Below are 25,498 nucleotides of genomic sequence, written 5' to 3'. Positions count from 1 at the left end.
CATGACCGCCACCTCGCTCGAACCCGGGCAGAGGCAGGCGCAGCGGCGCGGCATCCCCTCGAATCGATCGGATGCCGCGCCCAGGCGCTCCCGGACGCTGGCACGCCGCCTGCAACGTCCGGGGGCGTGGTTCGCGCTGCCCGCTGCCGGCCTGCTCGCGATCTTCTTCGCCTACCCGCTCGTCACCTCGCTCTGGCAGAGCTTCTTCGCCACGTCGGGGGGCGTGTCGACGTGGGTCGGACTCGACCAGTACGCACGCCTCCTCGAGGACCCGCTCATCGCGAAGAGCCTCGCGAACGCGGGCATCATCCTCGTGGTGCAGGTGCCGCTCATGATCGCGCTCGCGGTCGGCCTCGCATACCTGCTGAACCAGTCATGGCTGCGGTTCCGTTCGGGCTTCCGACTCCTCACCTTCCTGCCGGCCGTGACCACCCTCGTCGCTTACGCGGTCGTGTTCCGGGTCATGCTCGCCACTGACGGCGGCGCCGTGAACCAGATGCTCGGCCTCGTCGGCGTCGCACCCGTCGACTGGTTGCACAACGAATGGTGGGCGCGCGTCGCGCTCATCGCGGCGATCACCTGGCGGTGGACCGGCTACAACATGGTCATCATCCTCGCGGGGCTCCAATCCATTCCCGGCGAGCTCTACGAGGCGGCGCGCATCGATGGCGCGGGACGGTGGCAGATCTTCACGCGTATCGTCATCCCGCAGCTGCGTCCGGTGCTCATCTTCACCACGGTGACCTCGACCATCGGCGCGCTTCAGCTCTTCGACGAGAACTGGATCCTCACCGAGGGCGGGCCGAGCGACGCGACCCTCACGCCCGTGCTCTACCTGTACAAGGTCGGGTTCCGGCAGTTCGACTTCGGCTACGCCTCGGCGATCGCGTGGCTGCTCGTGACGATCACCGCGGTCATCGCCGTCGTCCAGTTCCGACTCATGAGGGAGAAGCCGTGACTGCGACGAGCGCACTGACCAGCGTCAACCCGACGCACCGGCCCGGTGGGTACGGGGCGGGGAGCGGCACCGGCACGACTGCCCGACGCCCGGGGCTCGCCCGCGGCATCCTTCGCACGCCCGTCTACGTGCTGCTCTCCGTGGCGAGCGTGTTCTCGGTGCTGCCGTTCGCATGGATGGTGATCGCGTCGACGCACGAGACCAAGGACCTCTTCGGGACACCGCTACCGGTACTGCCGGGTGGGGCGTTGTGGGAGAACCTCGCGCGCCTGCAGGAGTCGGTGAACTTCAGCCAGGTGATGCTGAACAGTCTCGTCATCGCCGTGCTGTACACGGTGTTCTCGTCGGTGGTGAGCGCCATGGCGGGTTACGGGCTCGCGATGTACCGGTTCCGCGGACGCGGCGTGCTGCTCGCGGTCGTGCTCGTGACCATGATGATCCCGATGCAGGTGCTGCTCGTTCCGCTCTTTCAGATGATGGCGAGCGCCGGATGGATCGACAGCACGCAGGCCGTCATCCTGCCGTTCCTCGCCAACGCGTTCGGCATCTTCCTCATGCGGCAGTCGTTCCTGGACTTCCCGGTGACGCTCGTCGAGGCGGCCCGCATCGACGGCGCGTCGGAGCTGCGCACCTTCTACCGCATCGTGCTGCCGGTCGCTCGGCCGCAGCTCGCAGCCCTCGTGATCTACACGTTCATCAGCCAGTGGAACGCGTTCATCTGGCCGCTGCTCATGCTGAATACGGAGGACAAGTACACCGTGCCGGTCGCGCTGAACACCATGATCGGGATGTCGCGCGTGGACTACTCGGGGCTCATGCTGGGGTCGCTCCTCGCGACGCTGCCGCTCATGCTGCTGTTCCTGGTGTTCCAGAAGCAGTTCGTATCAGGGCTGCTGGGGGGTGCGGTCAAGGGATGACGAGAACCCGCTCAGGCGCTGAAGTACGAACTCGACGCGTTGTCGAGGATCCGGCGCATGCCGTTCATCCAGTTCGCCTTGAGGGCGACGGATGCCGCGGCCACGTCGCCGTCGGCGAGGTGCCGGGCGATCTCTGCATGTTCGGCGGCGACGCGCTCGATCATCACGTCGTTCGGGACGAGGAGGGACTCGTAGCGGTGGAAGGCGCCGCGCGTGGCCTCGATGGTGTCGAGGAGGCGCCGGTTCGGGCACGCCGAGAGCATGATCGCGTGCCACTCGTCGTCCTTCGTGACGACGAGGGAGTGCTCGACGACCTCCTGGTGGAAGTCGGCGGCGAGCTCAGACAGGCGGCGACCGATGGCGCGCAGCTCGTCGGGCGGGCTGAGCTCGAGGGCGAGCGATTCGAGCGCGGCCATGACGGGGGCGAGTTCCTCGAACTCGGTCGCCGACAGCGGCACGAAGCGGAACCCCTTGCCGTTCTGGCTCGTGATCTGGCCCTCGCTTTCGAGCGCGATGAGTGCTTCGCGGAGCGGAGTGCGGCTGACGCCGAGCTCGGCCGCGAGCTGGACCTCGTTGATGCCCTCGCCGGGGCTGACCAGCCCGGCGCGCATGCGCGCGAGCAGTTCTTCTCGCACCTGGGAACGCAGGTTCTTGCGTTCGATCGCCATCCATCCTCCAGCCGGTCGACCGACGCCGTAAGCCTAGGGCTTGACCCTCTTCGACTTGCGGCCTAACGTGTCTGTATACAAAATACAGTGCGCAAGGCGATCTGTACACCCCGACGGAGAGGACACCACGTGACGAACGCGACGCCGAGGCCGCTCCGCCTCGACGCGCTCGCCTACGGCGGCGACTACAACCCCGACCAGTGGCCGGAGGAGATCTGGCACGAAGACGTGCGGCTCATGCGCGAGGCGGGCGTGAACCTCGTGAGCCTCCCCGTGTTCTCGTGGCCGCAGCTCGAGGTCGAGCCGGGCGTGTACGAGTGGGCGTGGCTCGACCGCGTGATCGAGGTGCTCTGGGCCGGAGGCATCCGCGTCGACCTCGCGACGGCCACCGCGACCCCGCCGGCCTGGCTCGTCCGCAGCCACCCCGAGATGCTGCCGTGCGACGCCGACGGCCGCCGCCTCGAGTTCGGCTCTCGCCAGGCGTACTGCCCGAGCTCGCCGGTCTGGCGCGAGCACGTCGCGCGCATGGCGCGCGCAATGGCCGAGCGCTACGGCGAGCACCCGGCGGTCGTGCTCTGGCACGTCTCGAACGAGTACGGCGACCACGTCGCGCGCTGCTGGTGCCCCGAGTCGGCACGGCACTTCCGGCGCTGGCTCGAGGCGCGCTACCGCGACCTCGATGGGCTCAACGAGGCGTGGGGCGTCAACGTGTGGGGCCAGCGCTACACCGCATGGGACCAGATCGAGCCGCCGCGACGCGCGACCGGCCCGATCAACCCGACCCAGCTCCTCGACTTCGAGCGGTTCTCGTCCGACGCGCTGCTCGAACTCTTCCGGATCGAGGTCGACGTGCTGCGCGAGGTGACGCCCGAGCTGCCGGTCACCACGAACTTCATGAGCCTGTTCCGCGAACTCGACTACTGGCGCTTCGCGGAGGCCCTGGACCTCGTCACCGACGACGCCTACCCCGACCCCGCCGACCCGCGCGCCCACGTGCCCGCGGCGCTCAACTACGGCCTCATGCGATCCCTGAAGGGCGGGCAGCCCTGGTTGCTCCTCGAGCAGGCCGCGAGCGCCGTGAGCTGGCGCGACGTCAACGTGCCCAAGGCGCCGGGTCGCATGCGGATCGACAGCATGCAGGCGATCGCGCACGGCTCCGACGGCGCGATGTTCTTCCAGTGGCGCCAGGCCCGGTACGGGCAGGAGAAGTTCCACTCGGCGATGCTCGGACACCGCGGAGAGCGGTCGCGGACGTTCCGCGAGACCGCCGCGCTTGGCCGTGAGCTCCGTCGTCTCGCGCCGGTGAAGGGCACGCGCGTGCGCACTCGCGTCGCACTCGTCGTCGACTGGGACTCCTGGTGGGGATCGAGTGCGACCGAGTCCCTCCCCTCGCAGCGACTCTCCTGGGTCGCGCAGGCACGGGCCTGGCACGGCGCCCTCCACGCGCTCGGCCACTCGGTCGACACGGTGCGGGCGACCGGGCCGTTCGAGGGCTACGACCTCGTGCTCGTCCCGAACCTCTACGTGACGGATGCCGCGCAGGCCGTGGCGCTCGAATCGTACGCAGCGGCCGGTGGCACCGTGGCGGTCGGACCGTTCTCGGGCGTCGTCGACGGGACCGAGAAGGTCCACCCCGGAGGCGCACCCGGGCCGCTCCGCGCGCTGCTCGGCGTCGAGGTCGACGAGCCGTGGCCCGTGCCCGACGGCACGGCCGAGCAGGTCGAGCTCGACGGGCACCGCTACGACGCACCGGTCTGGACGGAGTGGATGGAGGCCGGCGACGAGGCATCCGTCATCGCCCGCTTCGCGACCGGCGCGCTCGCCGGACGCCCCGCCGTCACGCGGCGCGAGCACGGAGCCGGCACCGCCTGGTACGTCGGCGCCGCGCTCGCCGAGGACGGCCTCGTCACCGTCATGCGGCGCGCCCTCGCCGACGCCGAGCTGCCGGCGCGCCGTCGGATCGAGCGCGACCTCGAGAGCGTCACGCGATCCGACGACGAGCGCGACTACACCTTCGTCCTCAACCACGGCCCGCGCGAGATCGCGGTCGACGTGCCCGACGGCGCAGAGGACCTGCTCGACGGCGACCGACCCACCGGCGGGCGACTCGTCCTCGCCCCGCTCGGCGTCGCCGTCCTCGCGACCCCGCGCGCCGCCGAACCCCCGTTCATCACCCCGTCCGAGACCACCGAGTGAAGGCACCACCCATGAGCGAACCCTTCGTGCATCCGTACATCCCGAACACCGCGCCGGACGTCCGCGCCGAGATGCTCGCCGCCGTCGGCGCGGCATCCGTCGACGAGTTCTACGCCGACGTCCCCGCCGACCTCCGCCTCGGGCGCGCCCTCGACCTGCCCGAGCCGCTCGTCGCCGAGCAGGACCTCGTCCGCCACGTCTCGGGCCTGCTCGCACGGAACGTCCCGACGACGGAGCGGCTCAGCTTCCTCGGCCAGGGCACCTACGCCCACCACGTCCCCGCCGTCGTCGACGAGGTCATCGGCCGAAGCGAGTTCCTCACGGCGTACGCGGGCGAGCCGTACGAGGACCACGGTCGCTTCCAGGCGCTCTGGCAGTACCAGTCGCTCATGGGCGAGCTGCTCGCGATGGACGTCGTGAACGTGCCGACCTACGACGGGTTCCAGGCGACGGGCACCGCGCTGGCGATGGCCGGTCGGATGACCGGACGGCGACGCGTGCTCGTCGCGAGCGACGTGCTGCCCGCGAAGCTCTCCAAGGTCCACGACTACGTGCGCGTCCACCTCGACCTCGAGTTCGTGCCGCCCGTCGACGGGACGGCGGATGTCGCCGGCGTCACCGGCCGACTCGGCGACGACGTCGCGGCCGTGTGGGTCGAGACCCCCAGCCGTACCGGCGCGGTCGAGCATCGGCTCCAGGCGCTCGCCGACGCCGCGCACGCCGTCGGCGCCGTCCTCGTCGTCGGCACCGACCCGATCGGGTACGGCGTCCTGACGCCCCCGGCCGAGCAGGGCGCCGACATCGTCTGCGGCGACATCCAATCGCTCGGCCTCCACCAGTGGTACGGCGGCGCACACGGTGGGTTCATCGCGGTGCACGACGACCCGCGCTTCGTGATGGAGATGCCCTCGCGCCTCTTCGGGCTCGCCACGACCGATGTCCCCGGCGAGGTCGGCTTCGGCGACGTCGCCTACGACCGGACCTCCTTCGCCCACCGCGAGGAAGGGAAGGAGTGGGTCGGCACGGCCGCCGCGCTCTGGGGCATCGCCGCGGGCGTGCACCTCGCGCTGATGGGCCCGCAGGGCATGCGCGACCTCGGCGAGGTGCTGCTCGCCCGAACCGCGTACGCGCAGCGCGCCCTCGGCGCCATCCCCGGCATCCGCCTCACCGACGGTGCGGTGCACCTTCGCGAGTTCGCGATCGACGTCGCGGGCGCCGGTCTCACCGCACCCGGCGTCGTCGCGGCGCTGCGCGCGGAGGGCATCGAACCGGGCGTTCCCTCCGGCGAGCACGAACTCGTCGTGTGCGTCACCGAGCTGACCACCCAGCACGACATCGACCGGCTCGCCACCGCCGTCACCGGACTCGTCGCGGCATCCGCCGCCGAGGCCGCCGCAACCCTGGAGACCGCCGCGACCCCCGAGGAGCACCGCGCATGAGCCTGCCCATCGCCCCCAAGCCCGCCCACCGCCGCTTCCACCAGGCGCGCTGGGACGAGCCCGTCATCTTCGAGTTGTCGACGCCCGGAGAGCGCGGCGTGCTCGTCACCCCGCTCGAGCGAGGGGTCCGCGAGGTCGTCGGCGACGTCGTCGCGAGCCTGCCCGAGGGGTTGGCGCGTCGTACCCCGCCAGCGCTGCCCGAGATGGGCCAGATGCGAGTGCTGAAGCACTACCTCCGCCTCTCGCAGGAGAACCTCGGCGCCGACCTCAACGTCGATGTCGGGCAGGGCACCTGCACCATGAAGTACGCGCCGAAGGTCAACGAGCAGCTCATCGCCACCCCGAAGCTCTCGGCGATGCATCCCCTCCAGGACCCGGCCGACGCGCAGGGCGCCCTCGAGATCATCTGGCGCACCGAGCGGATGCTCGCCGAGATCTCCGGCATGGACGAGGTCTCGCTGCACACGCAGGGCGGATCGGCCGCGATCTGGGCGAACATCGCCATGATCCGCGCATATCACGAGGCCAACGGCGAGGGCGACCAGCGTCGAGAGGTCATCACCACGATCTTCAGCCATCCGTCGAACGCCGCCGCTGCGAAGGCCGCCGGCTACGAGGTCATCACGCTGCACCCCGACGCCGACGGATATCCCGACCTCGAGGCGCTGAAGCGTGCGCTCTCGCCGCGAACGGCGGCGATCATGGTCACGAACCCCGAGGACACCGGCATCTACAACCCGGCGATCCGGGAATGGGTCGATGCCGCGCACGCCGTCGGCGCGCTCGCATCGTACGACCAGGCGAACGCGAACGGCATCCTCGGCATCACGCGCGCCCGCGACGCGGGCTTCGACGTGTGCCACTTCAACGTGCACAAGACCTTCGGCACGCCGCACGGTTCGGGCGGCCCGGGGACGGGCGCGAACGGCGTCAGTGCCGCCCTGGCGCCGTTCCTGCCGGGCCCGCGGGTCGTGCGCGACGGCGACCGCTACACCGTTCGGGACGGCGACCCGCAGTCGATCGGCGCGATCGGGCCGTTCCACGGGGTCGTGCCCAACATCGTGCGCGCCTACGCCTGGATGATGGCGCTCGGCGCGGAGGGTCTCCGAGCGGTCGCCGAGACGGCCGTGCTGAACAACAACTACCTCATGAAGCGCATCCTCGAGATCCCCGGCGTCTCGGCGCCGTACGCCACGGGCCGCAGACGCATCGAGCAGGTGCGCTACTCGTGGCAGGAGCTGTTCGAGGAGACCGGCATCAGTTCGGAGGAGATCGGGATCCGCGCGAGCGACTTCGGCATGCACTACTGGACGAGCCACCACCCGTACGTCGTCCCGCAGCCGTTCACGCTGGAACCGACCGAGTCGTACTCGAAGGCCGAGCTCGACGAGTACGCCGACGTGCTCGCCGAGGTGGCGCGCGAGGCGCGTGAGACGCCGGAGGTCGTGCGGACCGCGCCGCACCGCCAGACGGTGCACCACACGCACCACGACGACCTCGACGACCCCGAGAGCTGGGCGATCACCTGGCGTGCGTACCGTCGCAAGTACCCGGACGCCGTCGGAGCCTGATGTGATCGGCCTCATCGTGAACCCCGTCGCGGGGATCGGCGGCCCGGCCGGGCTCGCCGGCAGCGACGGCGCCGACGTGCAACGCCGTGCGGGCGAGCGCGGCGCGCGACCTCGTGCGGGCGAGCGCGCCGCGGCGGCCCTGGCGGTCGTCGCGGCGGCGCGGCCCGACGAGCACGTCGTCACCGCGGCGGGCGCGATGGGCGAAGACGCGGTCTGGGCCGCCGGGCTCCGCCCGATCGTCGTCTGGCATCCGCACGCTCCGACATCGCCGGGCGACACGACGGATGCGGCGCGTGCCCTCGCCGACGTCGGCGTCGAGCTCGTGCTGTTCGCGGGCGGCGACGGCACGGCGCGGGATGTCGCCGCCGGTCTCCCGGCGACCGCCGTCGCACTCGGCATCCCCGCCGGGGTCAAGATGTACTCCCCGGTCTTCGCGGTCGGCCCGAGCGCCGCCGGCGCGCTCGCGGCGGCCTGGCTCGACGAGCGCGGACTGCCGACCGCCGAACGCGAGGTGCTCGACGTGGATGAGGAGCAGCTGCGCCGCGCCCGCGTCGAGCCGCGCCTCTTCGGCACGCTCCGTGTGCCCTACCGGGCGGGCCGCACCCAGGCGCGGAAGGCGGCGACGCCCGCCGACGAGCAGGCCGCGGTGCGACTCGCGGCGCGCGGCGCCGCCGCGCGCCTGCGGCCCGGCATCCGCTACCTGCTCGGACCCGGCGGCACCATGGCCGAGGTCGCGCGCGAACTCGGCCTCGAGAAGACTCCGCTGGGCGTCGACGTCGTCCTCGACGGCCGCGTCGTCACCGCGGGGGCGAGCGAGCAGGAGCTGCTCGAGGAGGTCCGACGCGGCCCGGCCCAGGCGGTCGTGTCGATCATCGGCGGGCAGGGGTTCCTGCTCGGTCGCGGCAACCAGCAGCTCTCGGCCCGGGTCGTCGAGGCGATCGGCGAGGACCCCGTGATGGTCGTCGCCCCGGAGCAGAAGCTGATCGACCTGGCCGGGCGTCCGCTCCTCGTCGACACCGGTGATGCGGGTGTCGACGCGCGGCTCGCCGGGTTCGCGCACGTCGTCACCGGCCCGTCCACCACCAGCATCTACCCAGTCCACGCACCAGAGAACGAAGGAGCGCTCCATGCGCCTTGACCAGAAGCAGGCCATCGTCACCGGCGGGGCGGGCGGCATCGGCCGCGCCACCGCCACGGCCCTCGCGGCCGAAGGGGCGGCCGTCGCCGTCGTCGACGTGAACGGTGCCGCGGCCGAGACGGTCGCCGCCGAGATCCGCGATGCGGGGTTCACCGCGATCGCGATCCAGGCGGACGTCTCGAACGAGGCCGACATCGAACGGGTCGTCAGCACCACCGTCGCCGAGTTCGGCGGCGTGAACGTCGTCTTCAACAACGCCGGCATCATCCGGCGCACCACCGCGGTCGAGACGAGCGTCGAGGAGTGGGACCGCGTCTTCGGCGTGAACGTCCGCTCGATCTTCCTCATGTGCAAGCACGTCGTGCCGGTCATGGCCGCGGCCGGCGGAGGCTCGATCGTCAACACCGGATCGGGCTGGGGCCTGAAGGGCGGCGGCCGGGCGATCTCGTACTGCGCGTCCAAGGGCGCCGTCGTGAACATGACCCGTGCGCTCGCGATCGACCACGGACCTCAGGGCATCCGCGTGAACTCGGTGAACCCTGGCGACGTGAACACCGGGATGCTGCGCGACGAGGCCAGCCAACTCGGCCAGGACGCCGACGCCTTCCTCGCCGAGGCGGCCGACCGGCCGCTGCGCCGAATGGGCGAGCCGCGCGAGATCGCCGCGGCCGTGGTGTGGCTCGCGAGCGACGAGTCGAGCTACGTCACCGGGTCGGCGCTCGTCGTCGACGGCGGAGGCATCGCGTAGCGGAGGTCGCGGAGACGGGTTCGGCGGCGCGCTCAGCGTCCGCCGAACTCCTCCTGGTCGTCCTCGGGGTCGGCGACCTCCTCCATGACGAACTCGACGTCGTCCTCGCCGACGCCCTCCGCCTCGAGCTCCTCCTCGTACTCGATCTCGGCCTCCTGGCCGCGGCTGAACGGTCCCTCGAGCGGGTCGACGAAGCTGCTCATGGCATCCCCTTCCGGCGGCCGGTCCGAGCGACGTCGACCGCGTGCCCTCAGGGTAGACCCGAGCCCCGCCGCGAGGGAACGGGGACGCAGGAACCTCCCACCTCAGCCTCGGGGGAGAGCGAGGATGCGCTCGAACGCGCCATCCGCCACCGGGTCGACGACCTGCAGGTCGGGGTGCGCGTCGTAGAAGTCGACGATGCGCCGGGCGCCGTCGTCGAAGGTGACCGTGGTGCGGAACTCGGGGACGAGGGCCTTCACCTTGGCGTTGTCGAAGACCATCGAGTGCGCCTTGTCGCCGAGGAGGCCCGGGCCCCACTCGGGGTGCACGGCGGCGATGGTCTCGGATGCCACGTGCACGAGCTCGGCGTCGGGCGCACCGGCGGCCTCGGCGAGCCAGCGGTAGATCTGGTTCCAGGTCGGGGCGTGGTCACCGGTGATGTGGAACGCGTCGCCGACGGCCATCGGATTGCCGAGGAGGCCGACGAACGCGACCGCGAAGTCGTCGTGGTGGGTGATGGTCCAGAGACTGGTGCCGTCTCCGTGCACGACGACGGGCTGCCCGGCGCGCATGCGCGCGAGGTCGGTCCAGTGGCCGAGGGTGGGGATGAGGGTGGCGTCGTAGGTGTGCGACGGCCGCACGATCGTCGCGGGGAACGCTCGTTCGCGCACCGCGTCGACGAGCAGCTGCTCGCAGGCGATCTTGTCGCGCGAGTACTGCCACTCGGGGTTCACGAGTGGCGTCGATTCGGTCACCGGCAGGCGGCTCGGCGGGGTCTGATAGGCCGACGCCGAGCTGATGAACACGTACTGCCCGATGCGTCCCTCGAACAGGTCGAGGTCGGTCTGCACGTGCTCCGGCGTGAACGCGAGGAACTCGCAGACGACGTCGAACTCGAGCGGATCGCCGGTGCCGTGTCCGAGCGCCTCGCGCACGGTGTCGGGGCGACGGATGTCTCCGACGACCTGCCGCACGTCGGCGGGCGACGGACGCAGCGACGATGATCCGCCGCGGTTCAGGACGGTCACGTCGTGGCCGACCGCGACGGCCCGCCTCACGCACGCCGAGCTGATGACGCCGCTGCCGCCGATGAAGAGGATCCGCTTCGCACTCATCGTCCAATGCTGTCACCCGCCGCGATGGTCGAGTAGTGCGGGCGGCGCGTATCCGGTCTCGATACGGTCGCTCCGCGGCCTACTCGACCACCGGGGTGGGAGGTCGCTCCGCGTCCTACTCGACCACCGGGGTGGGAAGTCGCTCCGCGTCCTCCTCGACCACGGGGTGATCAGGCGGCGGACCAGCCGCCGTCGGAGGCGAGCACGACGCCGTTGACGTTCACGCCGTCGTCGGACAGCAGGAACGTGATCGATGCGGCGAGGGCCTCGGCCTCCGCGGCATCCGGGAGCACCGCCATGGCCTGGCGCACGCGCTGCGCGCCGAGCGGCGAGGCGAAGGTGGCCTCGATGTTGGTGATGGTCGGGCCGGGGGCCACGGCGTTCACGCGGAGGCCGCTCGGGCCGTACATGAATGCGGTCGACTTGGTGAGGCCGACGACCGCGTGCTTCGACGCGGTGTAGGCGACGCCGGCGGCCGACCCGCGGAGGGCGGCCTCGGAGGCGGTGTTCACGATGGAGCCCGAGCCCTGCGCCAGCATGCCGGGGACGACCGCGCGCATGAGCTTCATGGTGCCGTCGACGTTCACGCGCATGACGCGCTCCCACACGGCGTCGGTGAGCTCGCCGACCGGGGTCATGTCGTCCATGATCCCGGCGATGTTCGCGAGGCCGTCGATGCGGCCGCCCGCGGCGGCGATGACCTCGTCGATCTTCTCGTCGTCGGTGATGTCGGCGACGAGCGTCACCACCTCGGCGCCGTCGTGCTCTGCAGCGAAGTCGTCGAGGCGCTCCTGCGACACGTCGACGGCGACGACCTTGCCGCCCTCGCGGACGATGCGCGAGGCGGTGGCGCGGCCGATGCCGGAGCCGGCACCCGTCACGATGACGGTCTTGCCGGTGAAGCGGCCCCGGTCGATGCGCTCGACCCACTCGGGACGCTCGACGGCGTCGGTCGCGTCGGTCGCGTCGGTCTCGTCGGCGACCTCCTCGACCGCGGTTCCGGCGCCGGTGGCGGATGCCGCGGGCGCGCCCGCCGGGACGTCGCCGGTTGCGGCCCGCGCAACGAGCTGGTCGACGAGCTCCTGGGAGAACTGGCCCTTGCTCAGCTTGACGAGGCGCTTGAGCGCGAGTCGACGCACCGGGCGGAGGACGTCGGGGTCCTGCCCGGACTGGGAGAGGAGGTCGCGGATGATGGGCCCGCCGACGGGGTCCTCGAGCCAGGTCTTGATCGAGGAGTCGCCGGTGAGGGGCGTGGTGGGGCTCATGAGGGATTCCTTACTTTTTCCGGTCCCGTGTCCTCGGAGGACACCGGACAACCTTGTCCGGTAGTAACCTAACACCCATGCCCGAGCGTCGACAGGGAGAAGGTCCCAAGCCGCGCAAGCCGAACCTCGGCCCGAGCGCCGGACCGGCGAACCGCCGCGCCCTGCTCGCGGCCGCGCGCGAGATCTTCGCGGCCGACGGGCTCTCCGCGCCCTTCAGCGCCATCGCCAAACGTGCCGGCGTCGGCCAGGGCAGCCTCTACCGGCACTTCCCCGACCGGCTCTCGCTGGCGGTCGCCGTCTACGAGGAGAACCTCGACGAACTCGAGGCCGCCGTGGCGCCACCCGAGGCCGGTCTCGACGAACTGCTCCACGGCGTCATCGCGCAGGCCCTCGTCTCGACGGCCCTCATCGACCTCATCAGCGCCAACCCGCACGACCCGCGCGTCGAGCGACTCGGTGCACGCGTGCGCGAGATCGCGATCGCCGCCGTCGAGCACGAGCGGGACGCCGGCCGGTTCGGCGAGCACGTCGACGTCGACGACGTGCTGCTCGCGATCTCGATGGTCGCCGGACTCGTCGCGCGCACCGAGCCGGACCATCGCGCTGCCACGGCCGAGCGGGCGTGGTCGCTGCTGCACTCGGCCTTCGCGCCTCGGCCCGCCGAGCGCGAATCGCACATCGCCTAGGCTCCCGGCCCGTCGGCCGGAATCGTGCGCCCGCTCGGTCGCATCCACGAGCGGGCGGATGCGGCAGCACGGTCTCGGACACCCCGTGCCGTCCGAGCGCAAGGGGGTGCGCGGGCGTCGCGCCCGCCATACCGTTCGAACGTGGGCGAGACGAGGAGCCGACCGACGCACGTGCGACGCGACCATGTCCGCGTTGCGCGCGCCGCGGCATCCGCCCTGGCCCTCTCGATCGCGTTCGCCCTCGCCGGCTGCACCCCGCCGTCCGAGGTCCTGGAGGATGCCGTCGAACAGGGCATCGCGTCGACGGCGACGGCCGGAATCGCGCTCGAACTCGAAGCCGACGGACGACTGCTCCGCACCACGGCGCTGAACGCGGTGGAGGACGCGAGGTCGCAGGCCGCGGACGCCGCCAGGACCGCGACCCTCGTCCGAGCCGGCGATGAGGTCGACGCCGGCCGTCAGGCGGAGGCGAGCGCGGCGCTCCAGGAGGCCGTCGACGCCCTCTCGGGCGCGGCCGACGCGCTCGACGGCATCGGCGATCCCGCGGACGCCGCCACCGAACTCGCCGCCGCCGAGGACGCACTCCGCGCGCTCACGAGGCAGGGCCGCCCGTGAAGCGCCTCTTCGCCGTCGCGCTCGGCATCCTGACCGCGATCGGGGGGTTCCTCGACATCGGCGACATGGTCACGAACGCCGTCGTCGGGTCGCGTTTCGGGCTCGGGCTCGCGTGGGCCGTCGTCCTCGGCGTGGTCGGCATCTGCGTCTACGCCCACATGGCCGGTCGGGTGGCGGCGGTGAGCGGGCGCGCGACCTTCGAGGTCATCCGCGAACGTCTCGGACCGCGAGCGGGCCTGGCGAACCTCGTGGCGTCCTTCCTGATCACCCTGCTGACCGTGACGGCCGAGGTCGGCGGCATCGCGCTCGCCCTGCAACTCGCGACGAGCGTCGGGTACGGCTGGTGGGTCGCAGTGGCGGCGTTCGGGGTGTGGATCGTGGCGTGGCGCGCCAAGTTCGACCTGCTCGAGAACGTCACGGGTCTGCTCGGTCTCGCGCTCATCGCGTTCGCGGTCGCGCTCTTCCTGCTCGGCTCGGACTGGGGCGCGCTCGCCGGTCAGGCGCTCGCGCCCGCCATCCCCGACAGCGAGACCGCGGCGACCTACTGGTTCTACGCCGTCGCGCTGTTCGGCGCGGCCATGACGCCGTACGAGGTGTTCTTCTTCTCCTCGGGCGCGATCGAGGAGGGCTGGACGCGGAAGGACCTCGTCACCTCGCGCGTCAACGTCCTCGTCGGGTTCCCGCTCGGCGGAGTGCTCTCCCTCGCCATCGCGGCGTGCGCGGCCCTCGTGCTCCTGCCGCAGTCCATCGGGGTCACCTCGCTCAGTCAGGTCGTGCTGCCCGTCGCCGAGGCCGGCGGGACGCTGCTGCTCAGCTTCGCGATCGTGGGGATCCTCGCGGCGACGTTCGGAGCGGCGCTCGAGACGACGCTCTCCACCGGCTACACGCTCGCACAGTACCTGGGCTGGTCGTGGGGCAAGTTCCGTCGGCCGGCGCAGGCCTCGCGGTTCCACCTCTCGATGATCGTCGTGCTCATCGTCGCGATGGGCGTGCTCGCCACCGGCGTCGACCCCATCGCCGTCACCGAGCTCTCGGTCGTCTTCTCCGCGGTGGCGCTGCCGCTGACCTACCTCCCGATCCTGCTCGTCGCGAACGACCCCGAGTACATGGGCGACGAGGTCAACGGGCGCGGCATGAACGCGATCAGCATGATCTTCCTCGTCATCATCGTGATCGCGGCGCTCGCCGCCATCCCGTTGCTCATCGTCACGGGAGCCGGAGCATGAGCCGACGACCACGTCCCGATGCGCCGCGTCCCGATGCCCCCGCCCCGGAAACCGCGGGTCGCGTCCTCGACGCCCAGCTGCACCTGCTCGACCGGCAGCTTCTCGACCGCGAGGGGGCACCGGTGTCGGTGGTGTCCGATCTCGAGCTGACCGGCATCGAGGTCGGGCAGCCCATCGAGCCGGGCGCACCGCCGCCCGTCGTCGCCGACCTGCTCGTCGGCATCGAGCTCGGCACGCGTCTGTTCGGCGGCCGCCCCCCGTCGTCGCGGCGCGAGCGGATCCCGTGGCGGCTGGTCTCGGACGTCGGAACCGTGCTCACGCTGGGCGTCGACGGCGGCGACCTCGATGCGACCTGGGTCGAGCGCTGGGTCGGCACGCACGTGATCGGCCGCATCCCCGGGGGCCGGCATGATCCTGAGTGAGCTCCTCGGTTCGGAGGTCGTCGACGCGTGCGACGACCGGGTCGGCACCGTCATCGACGCCCGGTTCGCGCTCGACGGCACGCCCGGTCAGCTGCTCGCCGAGCCCCGCCTCGTCGGCCTGCTCGTGAGCCCGGCCAGCCGGACCTCGATGTGGGGCTACGAGCGGACCGAGGTGCGCAGCCCGTTCCCGATCGCCCAATACGTCCGACGGGTCCACCGCGGCCTCTTCCTCGCGGCCTGGGCGGACATCGCTCGGATCGACGAGGGGCGGGTGACGCTCCGCGAGGGGTACCGGCGTCACGACCCGCGATTGCGCTCCGCCGCCCACGGGTCGTAGTCGGCGAGCAGCGGGCCCTGCTCGGGCCGCTCGGCCTCGGGGACGTGCTGCAGGTTGACGCGCACGCGGTACCAGAGCGAGCTCGACCCGCGCATCCCGTCGATCAGGACGTCCGCCGGACTGAGGTGCGCCACGACGCCGGGGTGCGCCGCCTTCCACCGTTCGAGGGCATCGAGGGCCTCGGGCTTCGTCTCGGTGCGCGCGAGCTCGATGAGCGGCATGGTCGAGACGCGGCGGCCCGAGCCGTCACCGCGCGACGCGCCGCGCGGCGCCTTCTCGGCGGGGCCGAGCTCCTCCGCGAGTCGGAGCAGCCCGTCGAGCGAGCCGACCGCGTCGTCGATGCCGGCGTGCGGGTCGCCCCGCTCCGCGAAGCGCTCCAGCACCGCCGGGACGGTGAACTCCTCGGGGCGTCTGGAACGGACCTCGTCCCAGTCGAGCGGTGTCGAGACGCGCGCGTCGGGCAACGGGCGGACCGAATAGGCGGATGCCACGGTGCGGTCCTTCGCGTTCTGGTTGAAGTCGACGAACACGCTCTCGCCGCGCTCCTCCTTCCACCACCGCGCCGAGGCGAGGCCGGGAGCCCGACGCTCGACCTCGCGCGCGAGCGTCTCGGCTGCGAGCCGAACCTCGCGGAAGTCCCAGCGCGGTTCGATGCGCACGAGCAGGTGGATGCCGCGTGAGCCGGACGTCTTGGGCCAGCCGACGAGCCCGTGGTCTTCGAGCACGTCGCGCGCGATCATCGCGACGTCGACGATCTGCGACCAGTCGACGCCGGGCATCGGATCGAGGTCGACGCGCAGCTCGTCGGGGTGGTCGAGGTCCTCGGCGCGCACGGGGTGCGGGTTGAGGTCGAGGCAGCCGAGGTTGACGACCCAGGCCAGGCCCGCGGCATCCCGCACGACCGCCTCCTCGGCCGACGTGCCGCGCGCGTACTGCAGCGTCGCGGTGTCGATGAAGTCGGGGTGGTTCTCGGGGACGCGCTTCTGGAAGAACGGCTCGGCGCCGATGCCCTTCACGAAGCGCTTGAGCACCATCGGGCGCCCGCCCGCGCCGCGCAGGGCGCCGTCGGCGACCGCGAGGTAGTACTCGACGAGATCGAGCTTGGTGAGTCCGGGCTCGGGGAAGACCACGCGGCCCGGATGGCTCACACGGACCTCGTGCGCCCCCACCTCGAGGACCACGGCGTCGTTGCTGCGCGCAGCCATGACACCACGCTAGGGGGTGACGGCCGCCGGCGCTTCCTCGGCGCCGCCCGAGTCGTCGGCGGAGTGCGCGACGGGACGGTCGGCGTCCGCCTCCGTCGCGTCGTCGAGCGGTGGGTCCGCGACATCGTCGCGGACCGGCGGGCGCCTCAGCTGGAGGAGGATCGCGGCAGCCAGGCACGAGGCCCCGACCAGCGCGAGCAGCGAGCCGACCGACGAGACGTCGCCGCCGACGGCGGCGAACGCGTCGGCGAGGTGCAGCCCGAGCCCGAATCCGGCCCACCACAGGAAGAACGTCGTGGCGTGGATGAGCAGCAGCCCGACGGTGACCACGTCGTGCGTCGTGACGACGCCGCGTCGCGAGCCCAGGATCGCGACGATCGACCCCGCCGCCGTCGCGAGCGCGGCTCCGAACGCCCACACGAACGGGCCGCCGTCGATGACCCCGAACCGTTCGACGAGGATCCCGTAGATCTGCGCGAGCGACAGCTGCGGCACGGTCGCCATCGGGTTCCAGACGAGCAGGTGCAGCATGCCGAGCGTGATCACCGCGAGTTCGGCGGAGGCGAGGACGACGACCGCGACTCGGACCCGCTCGGGCCGGCTCGGATCGCGGCGGTGCTCGGACAGGCCGAGCGCGATGAGCGCGTACCCGCCGACCGCGGCCGCGAGGGCGAGCAGGATCAGGTACGGCGAGCGGCCGACACCGGTGAGCTGCACGACGATCGGCGCCGCGACCGCGACGAGCACGGCGACCCAGCGCCGCCACGCCCGCGGCTCGCCCGCCAGGAGGAGCAGCAGCAGACCGAGGGGGAGCGCACCCCAGACCGCGACGACCTCGAGCACGTCGGAGAGGACCCCGACGAGCGTTCGCTGCATCGCCGCACCGATCCCGGGCACCGCGAGGTCGACCGAGACGCTCGTCGCCGCGAGGACCACCGCGACCGCGAGGAACGAGCCGCCGGCGCGGGCGCGACGCCCGGCGAAGACTCCGTTCCGCGGCATCCGGGTCATGACGACCTCATCTCGTGTCCGGCGGCAGGTGCCACTGGTCCCCACCATGGCACGGATCGCGAGACGGCGGAAGCCGTTGCGGGCGGCTCAGCCCGGGCGCGCGATGTCGGGCTTCGGCTCGTCGGCGTGCGTGCGATCGCGGTGCACGATCGAGTGCGCCCACGGGTGCAGGATGTCGAGCTGCACGAGCGTCGCCGCGAGCTCCGCGAGGCCGATGGCGAAGTAGATCGCCTGCAGCGGGCTGAACGGGATGAACATCATCTGGACGAACACCCACACGAGCATCGCGAAGCCCGCGGTCGCCGCGGCGATCATGGCCCAGCGCATGCGCCGCGCCAGCATCGCGAACGCCACGAGGTGCGTGCCGCCGACCAGGATCGCGAGCGCGAGGCCGGGCACCAGGAACGACGTGAACGGCGATCCCTCGAGGTAGTCGAGCGGGATCGCGAGCGCCGTTCCGCTGAAGTCGATCACGCCGCCGAGCACGAGTGCGGCCCCGCCGAGCACGCTCGTGATGCCCACGAAGATCTGGACGGTCAGCAGCACCAGCCGTGCGAGTCCCTGCATCGTCATCGTCGGCACCCCCTTCACGCGGGCCGGGTCGGGTCAAGCCTGTGCCGCGAGACCCCGGGGTGCGAAGGGCCGAAGGTCATGCGGATGCCGCCGGCGCGCGCCGCGGTCAGTATCCCGATGCCGTGGGCGGGACGGGGCCCGCCGTGGTGCCGGTCGCACGATCCTGCGCGCCGGCTGCCGGCGAGGCCGCATGCTCGAGCGCCTGCTCGAGGTCGCGCACGAGGTCGTCGACGTGCTCGAGCCCCACCGAGAGGCGCACGAGACCGTCGGGGATCGTCTCGGCCTCGGCCGGCCAACGGCGGCGACGCTCGAGCTGCGACTCGACGCCGCCGAGGCTCGTCGAGTGCACCCAGACGCGCGTGGACGACGAGACGCGCTCCGCCGCATCCGCGCCGCCCGCGACGACGATCGAGATGATCGTGCCGAAGCCCGGGTAGCGGACCTCGTCGAGTGCCGGGTGGCCCGCGAAGCGGGCGGCGAGTTCGCGCGCGTTCGACTGGGCGCGCTCGAGCCGCACGGGCAGCGTGCGGAGGCCGCGGAGCGCGAGGAACGCGTCGAGGGGACCGGGGATCGCGCCGCCGAGGCTCCGTCGGGTCGCGATGCGGTCGCGGAGGGCGGCGTCGCGGGCGATCACCGCGCCCATGACGACGTCGCTGTGGCCCGAGATCGACTTCGTCGCCGAGTGCACGACGAGGTCGGCGCCCGACTCGAGCGGGCGCTGCAGCAGCGGCGTCGCGAACGTGTTGTCGACCGCGAAGAGCGCGCCGGCCGCACGTGCCGCGCGGCCGATCGCGGCGAGGTCGGCCACCTCGAGCGCCGGGTTGGTGGGCGACTCGACCCAGACGAGGTCGGCCCCCTGCGCGGCATCCGCCACCGCGCCGGCATCGCGGACGTCGACGTACCGGACCGTCGCGTTCCGGGTCTCGACGAGGTCGTCGAGCAGCCCGATCGTGCCCGTGTACGAATGCCGCGGCGCGACCACGGCTCCGCCGGTCGGAACCAGCGCGAGCACGGCCGAGATCGCGCCCATGCCCGACGCGAACGCGACGCACTCCCCGCCCTCGAGCGCGCCGAGCGCCTCCTCGAAGGCCGTCCACGACGGGTTGCCGTAGCGGCCGTAGGCGGTCGGGCCGCCCGCGTGGAACGTCGAGGCGAGGTGAACGGGGGTGCTCATCGGGCCGTCGGGCTCGCGCGGCGGACGGCCGGCGTGCACCGCGACGGTCTCCGGGTGCAGGGCGGGTGCCTCTTCGTGGTCGTGCATTCGTGCTCCTCGTCGTGCGGCCGTCCCACGATCCTCGCAGACGGCGAGACGCGCTCGCGGGTTCAGCGATTGCTTCCGCGACGGTGGCGGGGCGCACACTGGATGGGTGAGCCCCGACCTCGCGCTCGACTGGCGCGCCCCGCACGAGACCGACGTCGCGCAGACGCTCGGCGTGCTGCGGCGCGGCCCGGGCGACCCGACCTTCACGCGCACGCCCGACGGCGCGATCTGGCGAGCGACCCTGACCGACGCCGGGGCCGCGACCCTGCGGATCGTGCAGCGCGGCGTCGACGTCGTCCGCGTCGAGGCGTGGGGGCCGGGCGCCGAGGCGGCGGTCGCGCTCGCGCCCTCGATGCTCGGGGAGCGCGACGACACGACCGGCTTCCGCACCGGCATCGACGAACTCGACGCGGCGCAACGGCGCAACCCCGGGCTGCGCGTGCCGCGCACCGCGCGGGTGATGGAGTCGCTCGTGCCGGCGATCCTCGAGCAGAAGGTGATCACCCTGCAGGCGCACGCCTCCTGGCGCCGGCTCGTGCTCGCCTTCGGCGCGTCCGCCCCCGGACCGGTGCCGCGCCCGATGCGGGTCGCGCCGGCGGCCGACGGATGGCGCGCCATCCCGGTCTGGGAGTGGCACCGCGCCGGCGTCGACCCCAAGCGCGCGGCGGCGATCCAGCGCGTCGCCGCCCGCGCGGCGCGCATCGAGGAGGCGGCCGACCTGTCGCACGTCGATGCCGCCGCGCGACTGACGCTGTTCCCGGGTATCGGCGCGTGGACGGCGGCCGAGGTCGGGCAGCGTGCGCTCGGCGACCCCGACGCCGTGTCGGTCGGCGACTACCACCTGTCGAACTACGTCGGCCACGCCCTGTTCGGGCGCGACATGACCGACGACGAGATGCTCGTGGCGCTCGAACCGTGGACCGGGCAGCGCTATCGCGTGATCCGGTTGATGATGGCCGCCGGTCTGCGCGGCAGGCCGCGCCGCGGGCCGCGGATGACGTTCGTCGACCACCGGGGCCGCTGAGCCGGGTCGCCCCGGCCCGGCCGCGCGGCATCCGTCGCCGCTGCCTGCCGAGTGACCTTCGGCCCGGCGACCGCCATCGCCCTCGGCGAGGCTGGGGACACGCAGTCGCAAGGCACGAAGGGGTGATCGCAGGTGTTCACGCAGGTCGTCGTCGGATGGGACGGATCGCCGAACTCGGAGGCGGCGCTGAAGTGGGCCGCGGAACGCGGCGACGCCGCACCGCTGCTCATCGTGCACACCCTTCCGGGATCCGACACGTCGAGCGAGTACCTCCGGGCGACGGGCGACCTGCCCGAGGCGCGCGTCGAACTCATCGACCGCGCCGACCGGTTGCGGGCCGAGCATCCGTCGCGGACGGTCGACACGCTCACCGTCCACGGACGACCCGACCGGGAACTGGCCGCCTACCTCGACGGCGGCGCGCTGGTCGTGGTCGGGTCGTCGCAGAGCGGCCACGAGACCGCGTGGACGCTCGGCGCCCGACTCGCCGGCCGACGGGGTCGCGGAGCGGTGGCGGTGATCCCGCCGGACTGGGAGGCGGCCGATCGCCGCGGCGTGGTCGTCGGGGTCGACGGATCCGCCCGGGCGAAGGACGCCGTGCGCTTCGCGATCGAGGAGTCGGTGCGGCTCGGCGAGCCGCTCGAACTCGTTCACGCGTGGGTCGTCCCGACGAGCTGGAACTCGGCGTACATCGAGTACCTCAGCGACGTCTCGCTGATGGAGGACATGCGTCGGGACGTGCTCGACGACGCGCTGGCGCACGCCCGCGCCCATGGGGCCGACCCCACGGGCCGCCTCGAGCGCGGATCCGCGGCCGAGGTGCTGGCCGCCGCGACCGAGTCGGCGAGCGTCGTGATCGTCGCGAGCCACACGGCGGGAGGCATGGCGCGATTCCTGCTCGGCTCGGTCAGCCACGACCTCCTGTTGCGCGCGACCGGACCGGTCATCGTCGTCAGCGACGTCGGGTAGACCGTGGGCGCCCGGAGCATCCGGTTCCTCGGTGCAGCGGACACCGTCACCGGGTCGCGCCACCTGGTCGAGTGCGACGGGGCGCGCGTGCTCGTGGACTGCGGCCTGTTCCAGGGCTACAAGGTGCTCCGAGCGCGGAACCGGCAGGCGTTCCCGGTGGAGCCCGCGTCGATCGACGCGGTGGTGCTGACGCACGCGCACCTCGACCACTCCGGGTACCTGCCGGCGCTCGTGCGCGACGGCTTCGCCGGCCGCATCCACGCCACGCCCGGCACGATCGAGCTCGCCGAGATCCTGCTCGCCGACAGCGCCTACCTCATGGAGGAGGAGGCCCGCCACGCGGCGTCCCGGCACTGGTCGAAGCATGCCGACCCCCGCCCGCTCTACACGTCGGAGGACGCGCGGCGGACGATGCCGCGCTTCGAACCGCTCGACTTCCACGAGCCGCGCTCGGTCGCGCCGGGCATCGAGGCGCGGCTCGTGCACGCGGGACACATCCTCGGGGCGGCGCAGGTGCGACTCGACGTCGACGGCGCCACGGCGCACTTCACCGGCGACCTCGGGCGCCCCGACGACCCGCTCATGCGGCCGCCCGAGCCGCTCGGATCCTGCGATGCGCTCGTCGTCGAGTCGACGTACGGCGACCGGACGCACGCCGACGACGATCCCGAGCGGCAGCTCGGCGACGTCATCCGTCGCGTGACGCGACGCGGCGGCGTGGTGCTCATCCCCGCGTTCGCGATCGGCCGCACCGAGAGCGTGCTGCTGCACCTCTCGCGCCTCGCGGACCGCGGCGAACTGCCCGACGTGCCGATCTACCTCAACAGCCCGATGGCCGTCGACGCCGCCGAGATCTACGAACGGCACCCTGAGGAGCACCGCCTCGGGCCCGACGAACTGCGACGCATGTACGGCCTCGCCCGGCGCGTCACGTCGGTCGACGACTCCAAGCTGCTGAACCTCCGCGGCGGCCCCCTCGTCATCATCTCCGCGAGCGGCATGCTGACGGGCGGACGGATCCTGCACCACCTCGAGGCCTACGGGTCGGATCCGCACAACGCAATCGTGCTGACCGGCTTCCAGGCCGGCGGCACGCGCGGCGCGGCCCTCCAGGCCGGTGAACGCACCCTGCGGCTCTTCGGACGGGACCTCCCGATCCGTGCCGAGGTGGTGACGATCGAGTCGATGTCGGCGCACGCCGATGCCGACCAGCTCCTCGGCTGGATGCGGACCGCACCCGACGCGCCGGGCACGACCTGGGTCGTGCACGGCGAGGCGCACGCGGCCGACACGCTGCGTGCGCGCATCAGGCACGAGCTGGGATGGCGCGCCCGCGTGCCCGACCACGACCAGGTCGCCCCGCTCGAGCCCGGACTCGCGCGGCCGGCACCGCCGCCCGACCCGGTCGCGGCGATCGACGCATCGATCTGACGACGGACTCGCCCGAGACATCCGCTCACTGGCACGCACGACGCACGGAGAAAGGAACCCCGATGGACGGACAGGACGACCGGCCCCCCACGCAGCAGCTCAGCGAGGAGGAGTGCTGGAAGCGCATCGAGGCGGCGGCGTTCGGCCGCATCGCGGTCTTCGCCGCGGGCGAGGTCGACATCTTCCCCGTCAACCACATGGTCGACCGCGACGGCCCCGACGCGCCGGCGCTCGTCTTCCGCACGGCGGCCGGCACGAAGCTGCTCGAACTGACGATCCACTCGAACGTCGCGTTCGAGGTCGACGGCTACACCGACGCCGACGCGTTCAGCGTCGTCGTCAAGGGCGAGGCGCGCCAGCTCGAGCGGCAGAGCGAGATCGAGCACGCCGAGACCCTCGGCGTGCACCCGTGGGCGCCCGAGGAGAAGGACCGCTGGGTGCGCATCCGGCCCACCGACGTGCGCGGGCGCGAGTTCCAGCGCTGACGGGTCCCCGGGCCGAGCGGATGCCGCGGCATCCGTCGTGCCTCAGCCGACGAGCGCGTCGAGCGTCGGGTGCAGGTGACGGGTGACCAGGACGGATGCCGCGTGCTGCGCGCCGACCTCGAGCGCCGCGTCGACGCCGGCCCCGTCGAGCATCGCGTGCAGCACGCCCGACATGAACGCGTCGCCCGCGCCGTTGGCGTCGAGCACCTCGACGGGCACCGCGTCGACCCGGTGCTCCGTCACGCGGCCGTGCTCGCTCGCGAGCGCCACCGCGCCCTCGGCGCCGAGCGTGCACACCGCGAGACGGGCACCCTCGTCGACCACGTGCCGCAGGAACGGGAGCGGGTCGCCGCCCAACCGGTCGGCGTTGAGGAACACCGCGTCGGCGGCCTCGAGGAACGGGCGGTGGAACGCGGCCTCGCCGTCGTAGTCGTGCAGGTCGGTCCAGATCGGCCGGCCGGCGGCGCGGGCGTCGGGGATCATCCGGCGCGACCGCTCCGAGAGGTCGAGCACGATCGCGGCGGCGTCCTCCATCGCGGCGGTCAGTCGCCCGTCGGCGGGCGCGGCGCGGTCGTCGGGCGTCGAGAGGTAGATCGACACGCGCTCGCCGAGTGGCGTCATGAGGTTGAGGTGCCGCTCGGTGCGGCCGCCGTCGACGACGTCGAGGTCGAGTCCGTGGACGCGCTCGAGGATGCCGCGCAGGCGCTCGCCGTCGGCATCCGACCCGATGAGCGTGAACAGCGTCACCGGCCGCCCGAATGCCGCGAGCCCGAGCGCCTTGCCGGCCGACGTGCCGCCGACCGTCTCGTGGTCGCCCGACGCGAACTGCATGTGCGGCACGGGCTCGGGCAGGTGCTCGACCTGCACCATCCGGTTCCACGACGCCGGCCCGGAGACCACGACCCTGCCGCTCACGCGCTGCTCCCGTCCGGCCGCGCGGATCGCGGCATCGGTCCCATCCTGTCGCGATCGGCGGCGCCGCGCCGCCCCCGCTACGCTGACGACCACCCCGGCCGCCACCCGCGAGGAGCCAAGCATGCCCTTCTTCGACCTGCCTGCCGCGGACCTGCGCGTCTTCCGTCCGGAGGTGGCCGAGCCCGACGACTTCGATGCGTTCTGGGCGGACACGCTCGCGGCCTCGCGCGGGGCCGCGCGACCGCCGCGGCTGACCCGAGTCGACTCGCCGCTCGCGCTCGTCGAGGTCTACGACGTCGAGTTCTCCGGGTACGCGGGCGACCCGGTCAAGGGCTGGTTCCTCGTGCCGACGGATGCCTCGGGGCCGCTGCCCGCGGTCGTCGAGTACAACGGCTACGGCGGCGGGCGGGGCCTTCCGCACGAGCGGCTGCAGTGGGCGGCATCCGGCTACGCGCACTTCTTCATGGACACGCGCGGCCAGGGCAGCGCGTGGGGGACGGGCGGGGGCACGCCCGACCCGCACGGCACCGGGCCGTCGTTCCCGGGGTTCATGACGCGGGGCATCCACGACCCCGCCGAGTACTACTACCGTCGCGTGTTCACCGATGCGGTGCTCGCCGTCGATGCGGTGCGCTCGCTCGACGCGGTCGACGAGACGCGGGTCGCCGTCACCGGCGGTTCGCAGGGCGGCGGCATCGCGCTCGCCGCCGCCGGGCTCGTCGAGGGACTCGTGGGCGCGATGCCCGACGTGCCCTTCCTCTGCTGCTTCGAGCGGTCGGTCGGGCTCACCGACCGCGATCCGTACAACGAGATCGTGCGGTACCTGTCGATCCACCGGGATGCCGCGCCGAACGTGTTCCGCACGCTCTCGTACTTCGACGGCGTGAACTTCGCCAAGCGAGCGAGCGCGCCCGCGCTCGTCTCGGTCGCGCTCATGGACCCGGTCTGCCCGCCGTCGACGGTCTACGCCGCGGCGAACCACCACGCGGCGGGCGCCGAGGTCGTGGAGTACGCGTTCAACGAGCACGAGGGCGGGCAGGGCGTGCACTGGGAGCGGCAGGCCGCGTGGCTCGCCGGGATGCTGCGGTCGCCGGGATCGGCGACGCGATGAGGTCTTCGGCG

26 protein-coding genes are annotated in these 25,498 nt (G+C 72.5%); 17 read left to right on the top strand and 9 right to left on the bottom strand.

The annotated features are described in order from the left end of the window. Position 1: 1 nt before the first annotated feature. Together ACIQH8_RS15905 and ACIQH8_RS15900 are read left to right on the top strand one after the other, a co-directional pair. Positions 2 to 958 (top strand): carbohydrate ABC transporter permease, encoded by a 957-nt coding sequence (locus tag ACIQH8_RS15905; RefSeq protein WP_401000436.1) that lies wholly within the window; start codon positions 2 to 4, stop codon positions 956 to 958. Further along, entirely contained in the window at positions 955 to 1,875 is a 921-nt protein-coding gene (locus ACIQH8_RS15900) for a carbohydrate ABC transporter permease (protein WP_401000434.1), read from the top strand. The genes ACIQH8_RS15905 and ACIQH8_RS15900 overlap by 4 nt, the downstream gene beginning before the upstream one ends. A gap of 11 nt (positions 1,876 to 1,886) precedes the next feature. On the opposite strand, the gene ACIQH8_RS15895 is transcribed toward ACIQH8_RS15900, so the two are convergent. Beyond that, on the bottom strand, positions 1,887 to 2,543 hold the full coding sequence (locus tag ACIQH8_RS15895; RefSeq protein WP_401000432.1) for a GntR family transcriptional regulator: 657 nt from the start codon (positions 2,541 to 2,543) through the stop codon (positions 1,887 to 1,889). A gap of 129 nt (positions 2,544 to 2,672) precedes the next feature. Between ACIQH8_RS15895 and ACIQH8_RS15890 the strand changes: the two genes are divergently transcribed. From ACIQH8_RS15890 to ACIQH8_RS15870, 5 genes are read left to right on the top strand one after another with little or no spacing between them, the layout of a single operon-like run. After that, a complete protein-coding gene (locus ACIQH8_RS15890) occupies positions 2,673 to 4,739 on the top strand; it encodes a beta-galactosidase (RefSeq protein WP_401000430.1) in 2,067 nt (688 codons plus the stop codon). Between the two features lie 11 nt (positions 4,740 to 4,750). After that, positions 4,751 to 6,178 (top strand): aminomethyl-transferring glycine dehydrogenase subunit GcvPA, encoded by a 1,428-nt coding sequence (gcvPA, locus tag ACIQH8_RS15885; RefSeq protein ID WP_401000428.1) that lies wholly within the window; start codon positions 4,751 to 4,753, stop codon positions 6,176 to 6,178. After that, positions 6,175 to 7,749: an aminomethyl-transferring glycine dehydrogenase subunit GcvPB gene (gene gcvPB / locus ACIQH8_RS15880; RefSeq protein WP_401000426.1), complete on the top strand. Its 1,575-nt coding sequence runs from the start codon at positions 6,175 to 6,177 to the stop codon at positions 7,747 to 7,749. Before gcvPA ends, gcvPB begins: the two co-directional genes overlap by 4 nt. Before the next feature lies 1 nt (position 7,750). Further along, a complete protein-coding gene (locus tag ACIQH8_RS15875; RefSeq protein ID WP_401000424.1) occupies positions 7,751 to 8,887 on the top strand; it encodes an ATP-NAD kinase family protein in 1,137 nt (378 codons plus the stop codon). Next, on the top strand, positions 8,877 to 9,635 hold the full coding sequence (locus ACIQH8_RS15870; protein ID WP_401000422.1) for an SDR family NAD(P)-dependent oxidoreductase: 759 nt from the start codon (positions 8,877 to 8,879) through the stop codon (positions 9,633 to 9,635). The genes ACIQH8_RS15875 and ACIQH8_RS15870 overlap by 11 nt, the downstream gene beginning before the upstream one ends. Positions 9,636 to 9,667: 32 nt before the next feature. Here ACIQH8_RS15870 and ACIQH8_RS15865 read toward each other — a convergent pair whose 3' ends face one another. The 3 genes from ACIQH8_RS15865 to ACIQH8_RS15855 all read right to left on the bottom strand — a co-directional run bounded on the left by ACIQH8_RS15865 (position 9,668) and on the right by ACIQH8_RS15855 (position 12,216). Continuing rightward, entirely contained in the window at positions 9,668 to 9,838 is a 171-nt protein-coding gene (locus ACIQH8_RS15865) for a hypothetical protein (protein WP_401000420.1), read from the bottom strand. A gap of 102 nt (positions 9,839 to 9,940) precedes the next feature. Then, positions 9,941 to 10,951 carry an SDR family oxidoreductase gene (locus tag ACIQH8_RS15860; RefSeq protein ID WP_401000418.1) on the bottom strand — a complete coding sequence of 337 codons (1,011 nt, stop codon included), beginning with the start codon at positions 10,949 to 10,951 and terminating at the stop codon, positions 9,941 to 9,943. Between the two features lie 170 nt (positions 10,952 to 11,121). Continuing rightward, positions 11,122 to 12,216, bottom strand: a complete 1,095-nt coding sequence (locus tag ACIQH8_RS15855) for an SDR family NAD(P)-dependent oxidoreductase (protein WP_401000417.1) — start codon at positions 12,214 to 12,216, stop codon at positions 11,122 to 11,124. Between the two features lie 77 nt (positions 12,217 to 12,293). On the opposite strand from ACIQH8_RS15855, the gene ACIQH8_RS15850 reads away from it, so the two are divergent. From ACIQH8_RS15850 to ACIQH8_RS15830, 5 genes are all read left to right on the top strand, one after another. Continuing rightward, positions 12,294 to 12,902, top strand: coding sequence for a TetR/AcrR family transcriptional regulator (locus tag ACIQH8_RS15850; RefSeq protein ID WP_401000415.1), 609 nt, complete (start codon positions 12,294 to 12,296; stop codon positions 12,900 to 12,902). A gap of 141 nt (positions 12,903 to 13,043) precedes the next feature. Next, positions 13,044 to 13,517, top strand: a complete 474-nt coding sequence (locus ACIQH8_RS15845) for a hypothetical protein (protein ID WP_401000413.1) — start codon at positions 13,044 to 13,046, stop codon at positions 13,515 to 13,517. Further along, positions 13,514 to 14,743, top strand: a complete 1,230-nt coding sequence (locus ACIQH8_RS15840) for an NRAMP family divalent metal transporter (RefSeq protein WP_401000411.1) — start codon at positions 13,514 to 13,516, stop codon at positions 14,741 to 14,743. Before ACIQH8_RS15845 ends, ACIQH8_RS15840 begins: the two co-directional genes overlap by 4 nt. Next, positions 14,740 to 15,165, top strand: coding sequence for a hypothetical protein (locus tag ACIQH8_RS15835; protein ID WP_401000409.1), 426 nt, complete (start codon positions 14,740 to 14,742; stop codon positions 15,163 to 15,165). Before ACIQH8_RS15840 ends, ACIQH8_RS15835 begins: the two co-directional genes overlap by 4 nt. Beyond that, complete coding sequence (locus ACIQH8_RS15830) at positions 15,152 to 15,502, top strand: PRC-barrel domain containing protein (RefSeq protein ID WP_401000407.1); 351 nt, start codon at positions 15,152 to 15,154, stop codon at positions 15,500 to 15,502. The genes ACIQH8_RS15835 and ACIQH8_RS15830 overlap by 14 nt, the downstream gene beginning before the upstream one ends. Here the strand turns inward: ACIQH8_RS15830 and ACIQH8_RS15825 are convergent. The 4 genes from ACIQH8_RS15825 to ACIQH8_RS15810 all read right to left on the bottom strand — a co-directional run bounded on the left by ACIQH8_RS15825 (position 15,463) and on the right by ACIQH8_RS15810 (position 19,552). Continuing rightward, a complete protein-coding gene (locus ACIQH8_RS15825; protein WP_401000405.1) occupies positions 15,463 to 16,707 on the bottom strand; it encodes a DNA polymerase domain-containing protein in 1,245 nt (414 codons plus the stop codon). The two genes, ACIQH8_RS15830 and ACIQH8_RS15825, sit on opposite strands and share 40 nt — an antisense overlap. A 9-nt stretch (positions 16,708 to 16,716) precedes the next feature. Then, a complete protein-coding gene (locus tag ACIQH8_RS15820) occupies positions 16,717 to 17,718 on the bottom strand; it encodes a hypothetical protein (RefSeq protein WP_401000403.1) in 1,002 nt (333 codons plus the stop codon). An 87-nt stretch (positions 17,719 to 17,805) separates the two neighbouring features. Further along, positions 17,806 to 18,291 (bottom strand): hypothetical protein, encoded by a 486-nt coding sequence (locus ACIQH8_RS15815; protein ID WP_401000401.1) that lies wholly within the window; start codon positions 18,289 to 18,291, stop codon positions 17,806 to 17,808. A gap of 106 nt (positions 18,292 to 18,397) precedes the next feature. Next, on the bottom strand, positions 18,398 to 19,552 hold the full coding sequence (locus tag ACIQH8_RS15810; RefSeq protein WP_401000399.1) for a trans-sulfuration enzyme family protein: 1,155 nt from the start codon (positions 19,550 to 19,552) through the stop codon (positions 18,398 to 18,400). Between the two features lie 106 nt (positions 19,553 to 19,658). Here ACIQH8_RS15810 and ACIQH8_RS15805 point away from each other — a divergent pair, with 106 nt between their 5' ends. From ACIQH8_RS15805 to ACIQH8_RS15790, 4 genes are all read left to right on the top strand, one after another. Continuing rightward, entirely contained in the window at positions 19,659 to 20,576 is a 918-nt protein-coding gene (locus ACIQH8_RS15805; RefSeq protein ID WP_401000397.1) for a DNA-3-methyladenine glycosylase family protein, read from the top strand. A gap of 132 nt (positions 20,577 to 20,708) precedes the next feature. Next, positions 20,709 to 21,545 carry a universal stress protein gene (locus tag ACIQH8_RS15800; protein ID WP_401000395.1) on the top strand — a complete coding sequence of 279 codons (837 nt, stop codon included), beginning with the start codon at positions 20,709 to 20,711 and terminating at the stop codon, positions 21,543 to 21,545. Positions 21,546 to 21,548: 3 nt separating this feature from the next. After that, the gene (locus tag ACIQH8_RS15795) at positions 21,549 to 22,976 is read left to right on the top strand and encodes an MBL fold metallo-hydrolase RNA specificity domain-containing protein (protein ID WP_401000393.1); all 1,428 of its coding nucleotides are present in this window, start codon (positions 21,549 to 21,551) and stop codon (positions 22,974 to 22,976) included. A 62-nt stretch (positions 22,977 to 23,038) separates the two neighbouring features. Then, positions 23,039 to 23,461 carry a pyridoxamine 5'-phosphate oxidase family protein gene (locus tag ACIQH8_RS15790; protein WP_401000391.1) on the top strand — a complete coding sequence of 141 codons (423 nt, stop codon included), beginning with the start codon at positions 23,039 to 23,041 and terminating at the stop codon, positions 23,459 to 23,461. Between the two features lie 42 nt (positions 23,462 to 23,503). Here the strand turns inward: ACIQH8_RS15790 and ACIQH8_RS15785 are convergent, their stop codons facing one another. Further along, positions 23,504 to 24,376: a carbohydrate kinase family protein gene (locus ACIQH8_RS15785; RefSeq protein WP_401000390.1), complete on the bottom strand. Its 873-nt coding sequence runs from the start codon at positions 24,374 to 24,376 to the stop codon at positions 23,504 to 23,506. A gap of 121 nt (positions 24,377 to 24,497) precedes the next feature. Here ACIQH8_RS15785 and ACIQH8_RS15780 point away from each other — a divergent pair, with 121 nt between their 5' ends. After that, positions 24,498 to 25,487, top strand: a complete 990-nt coding sequence (locus ACIQH8_RS15780) for an acetylxylan esterase (protein WP_401000389.1) — start codon at positions 24,498 to 24,500, stop codon at positions 25,485 to 25,487. Positions 25,488 to 25,498 lie beyond the last annotated feature (11 nt).

The sequence above is a fragment of the Agromyces sp. GXQ0307 genome (assembly GCF_044769845.1).
Taxonomy (GTDB): domain Bacteria; phylum Actinomycetota; class Actinomycetes; order Actinomycetales; family Microbacteriaceae; genus Agromyces.
Note: the sequence above shows the minus strand (reverse complement) of the source record. Positions and strands in the feature narration are given on the sequence as shown.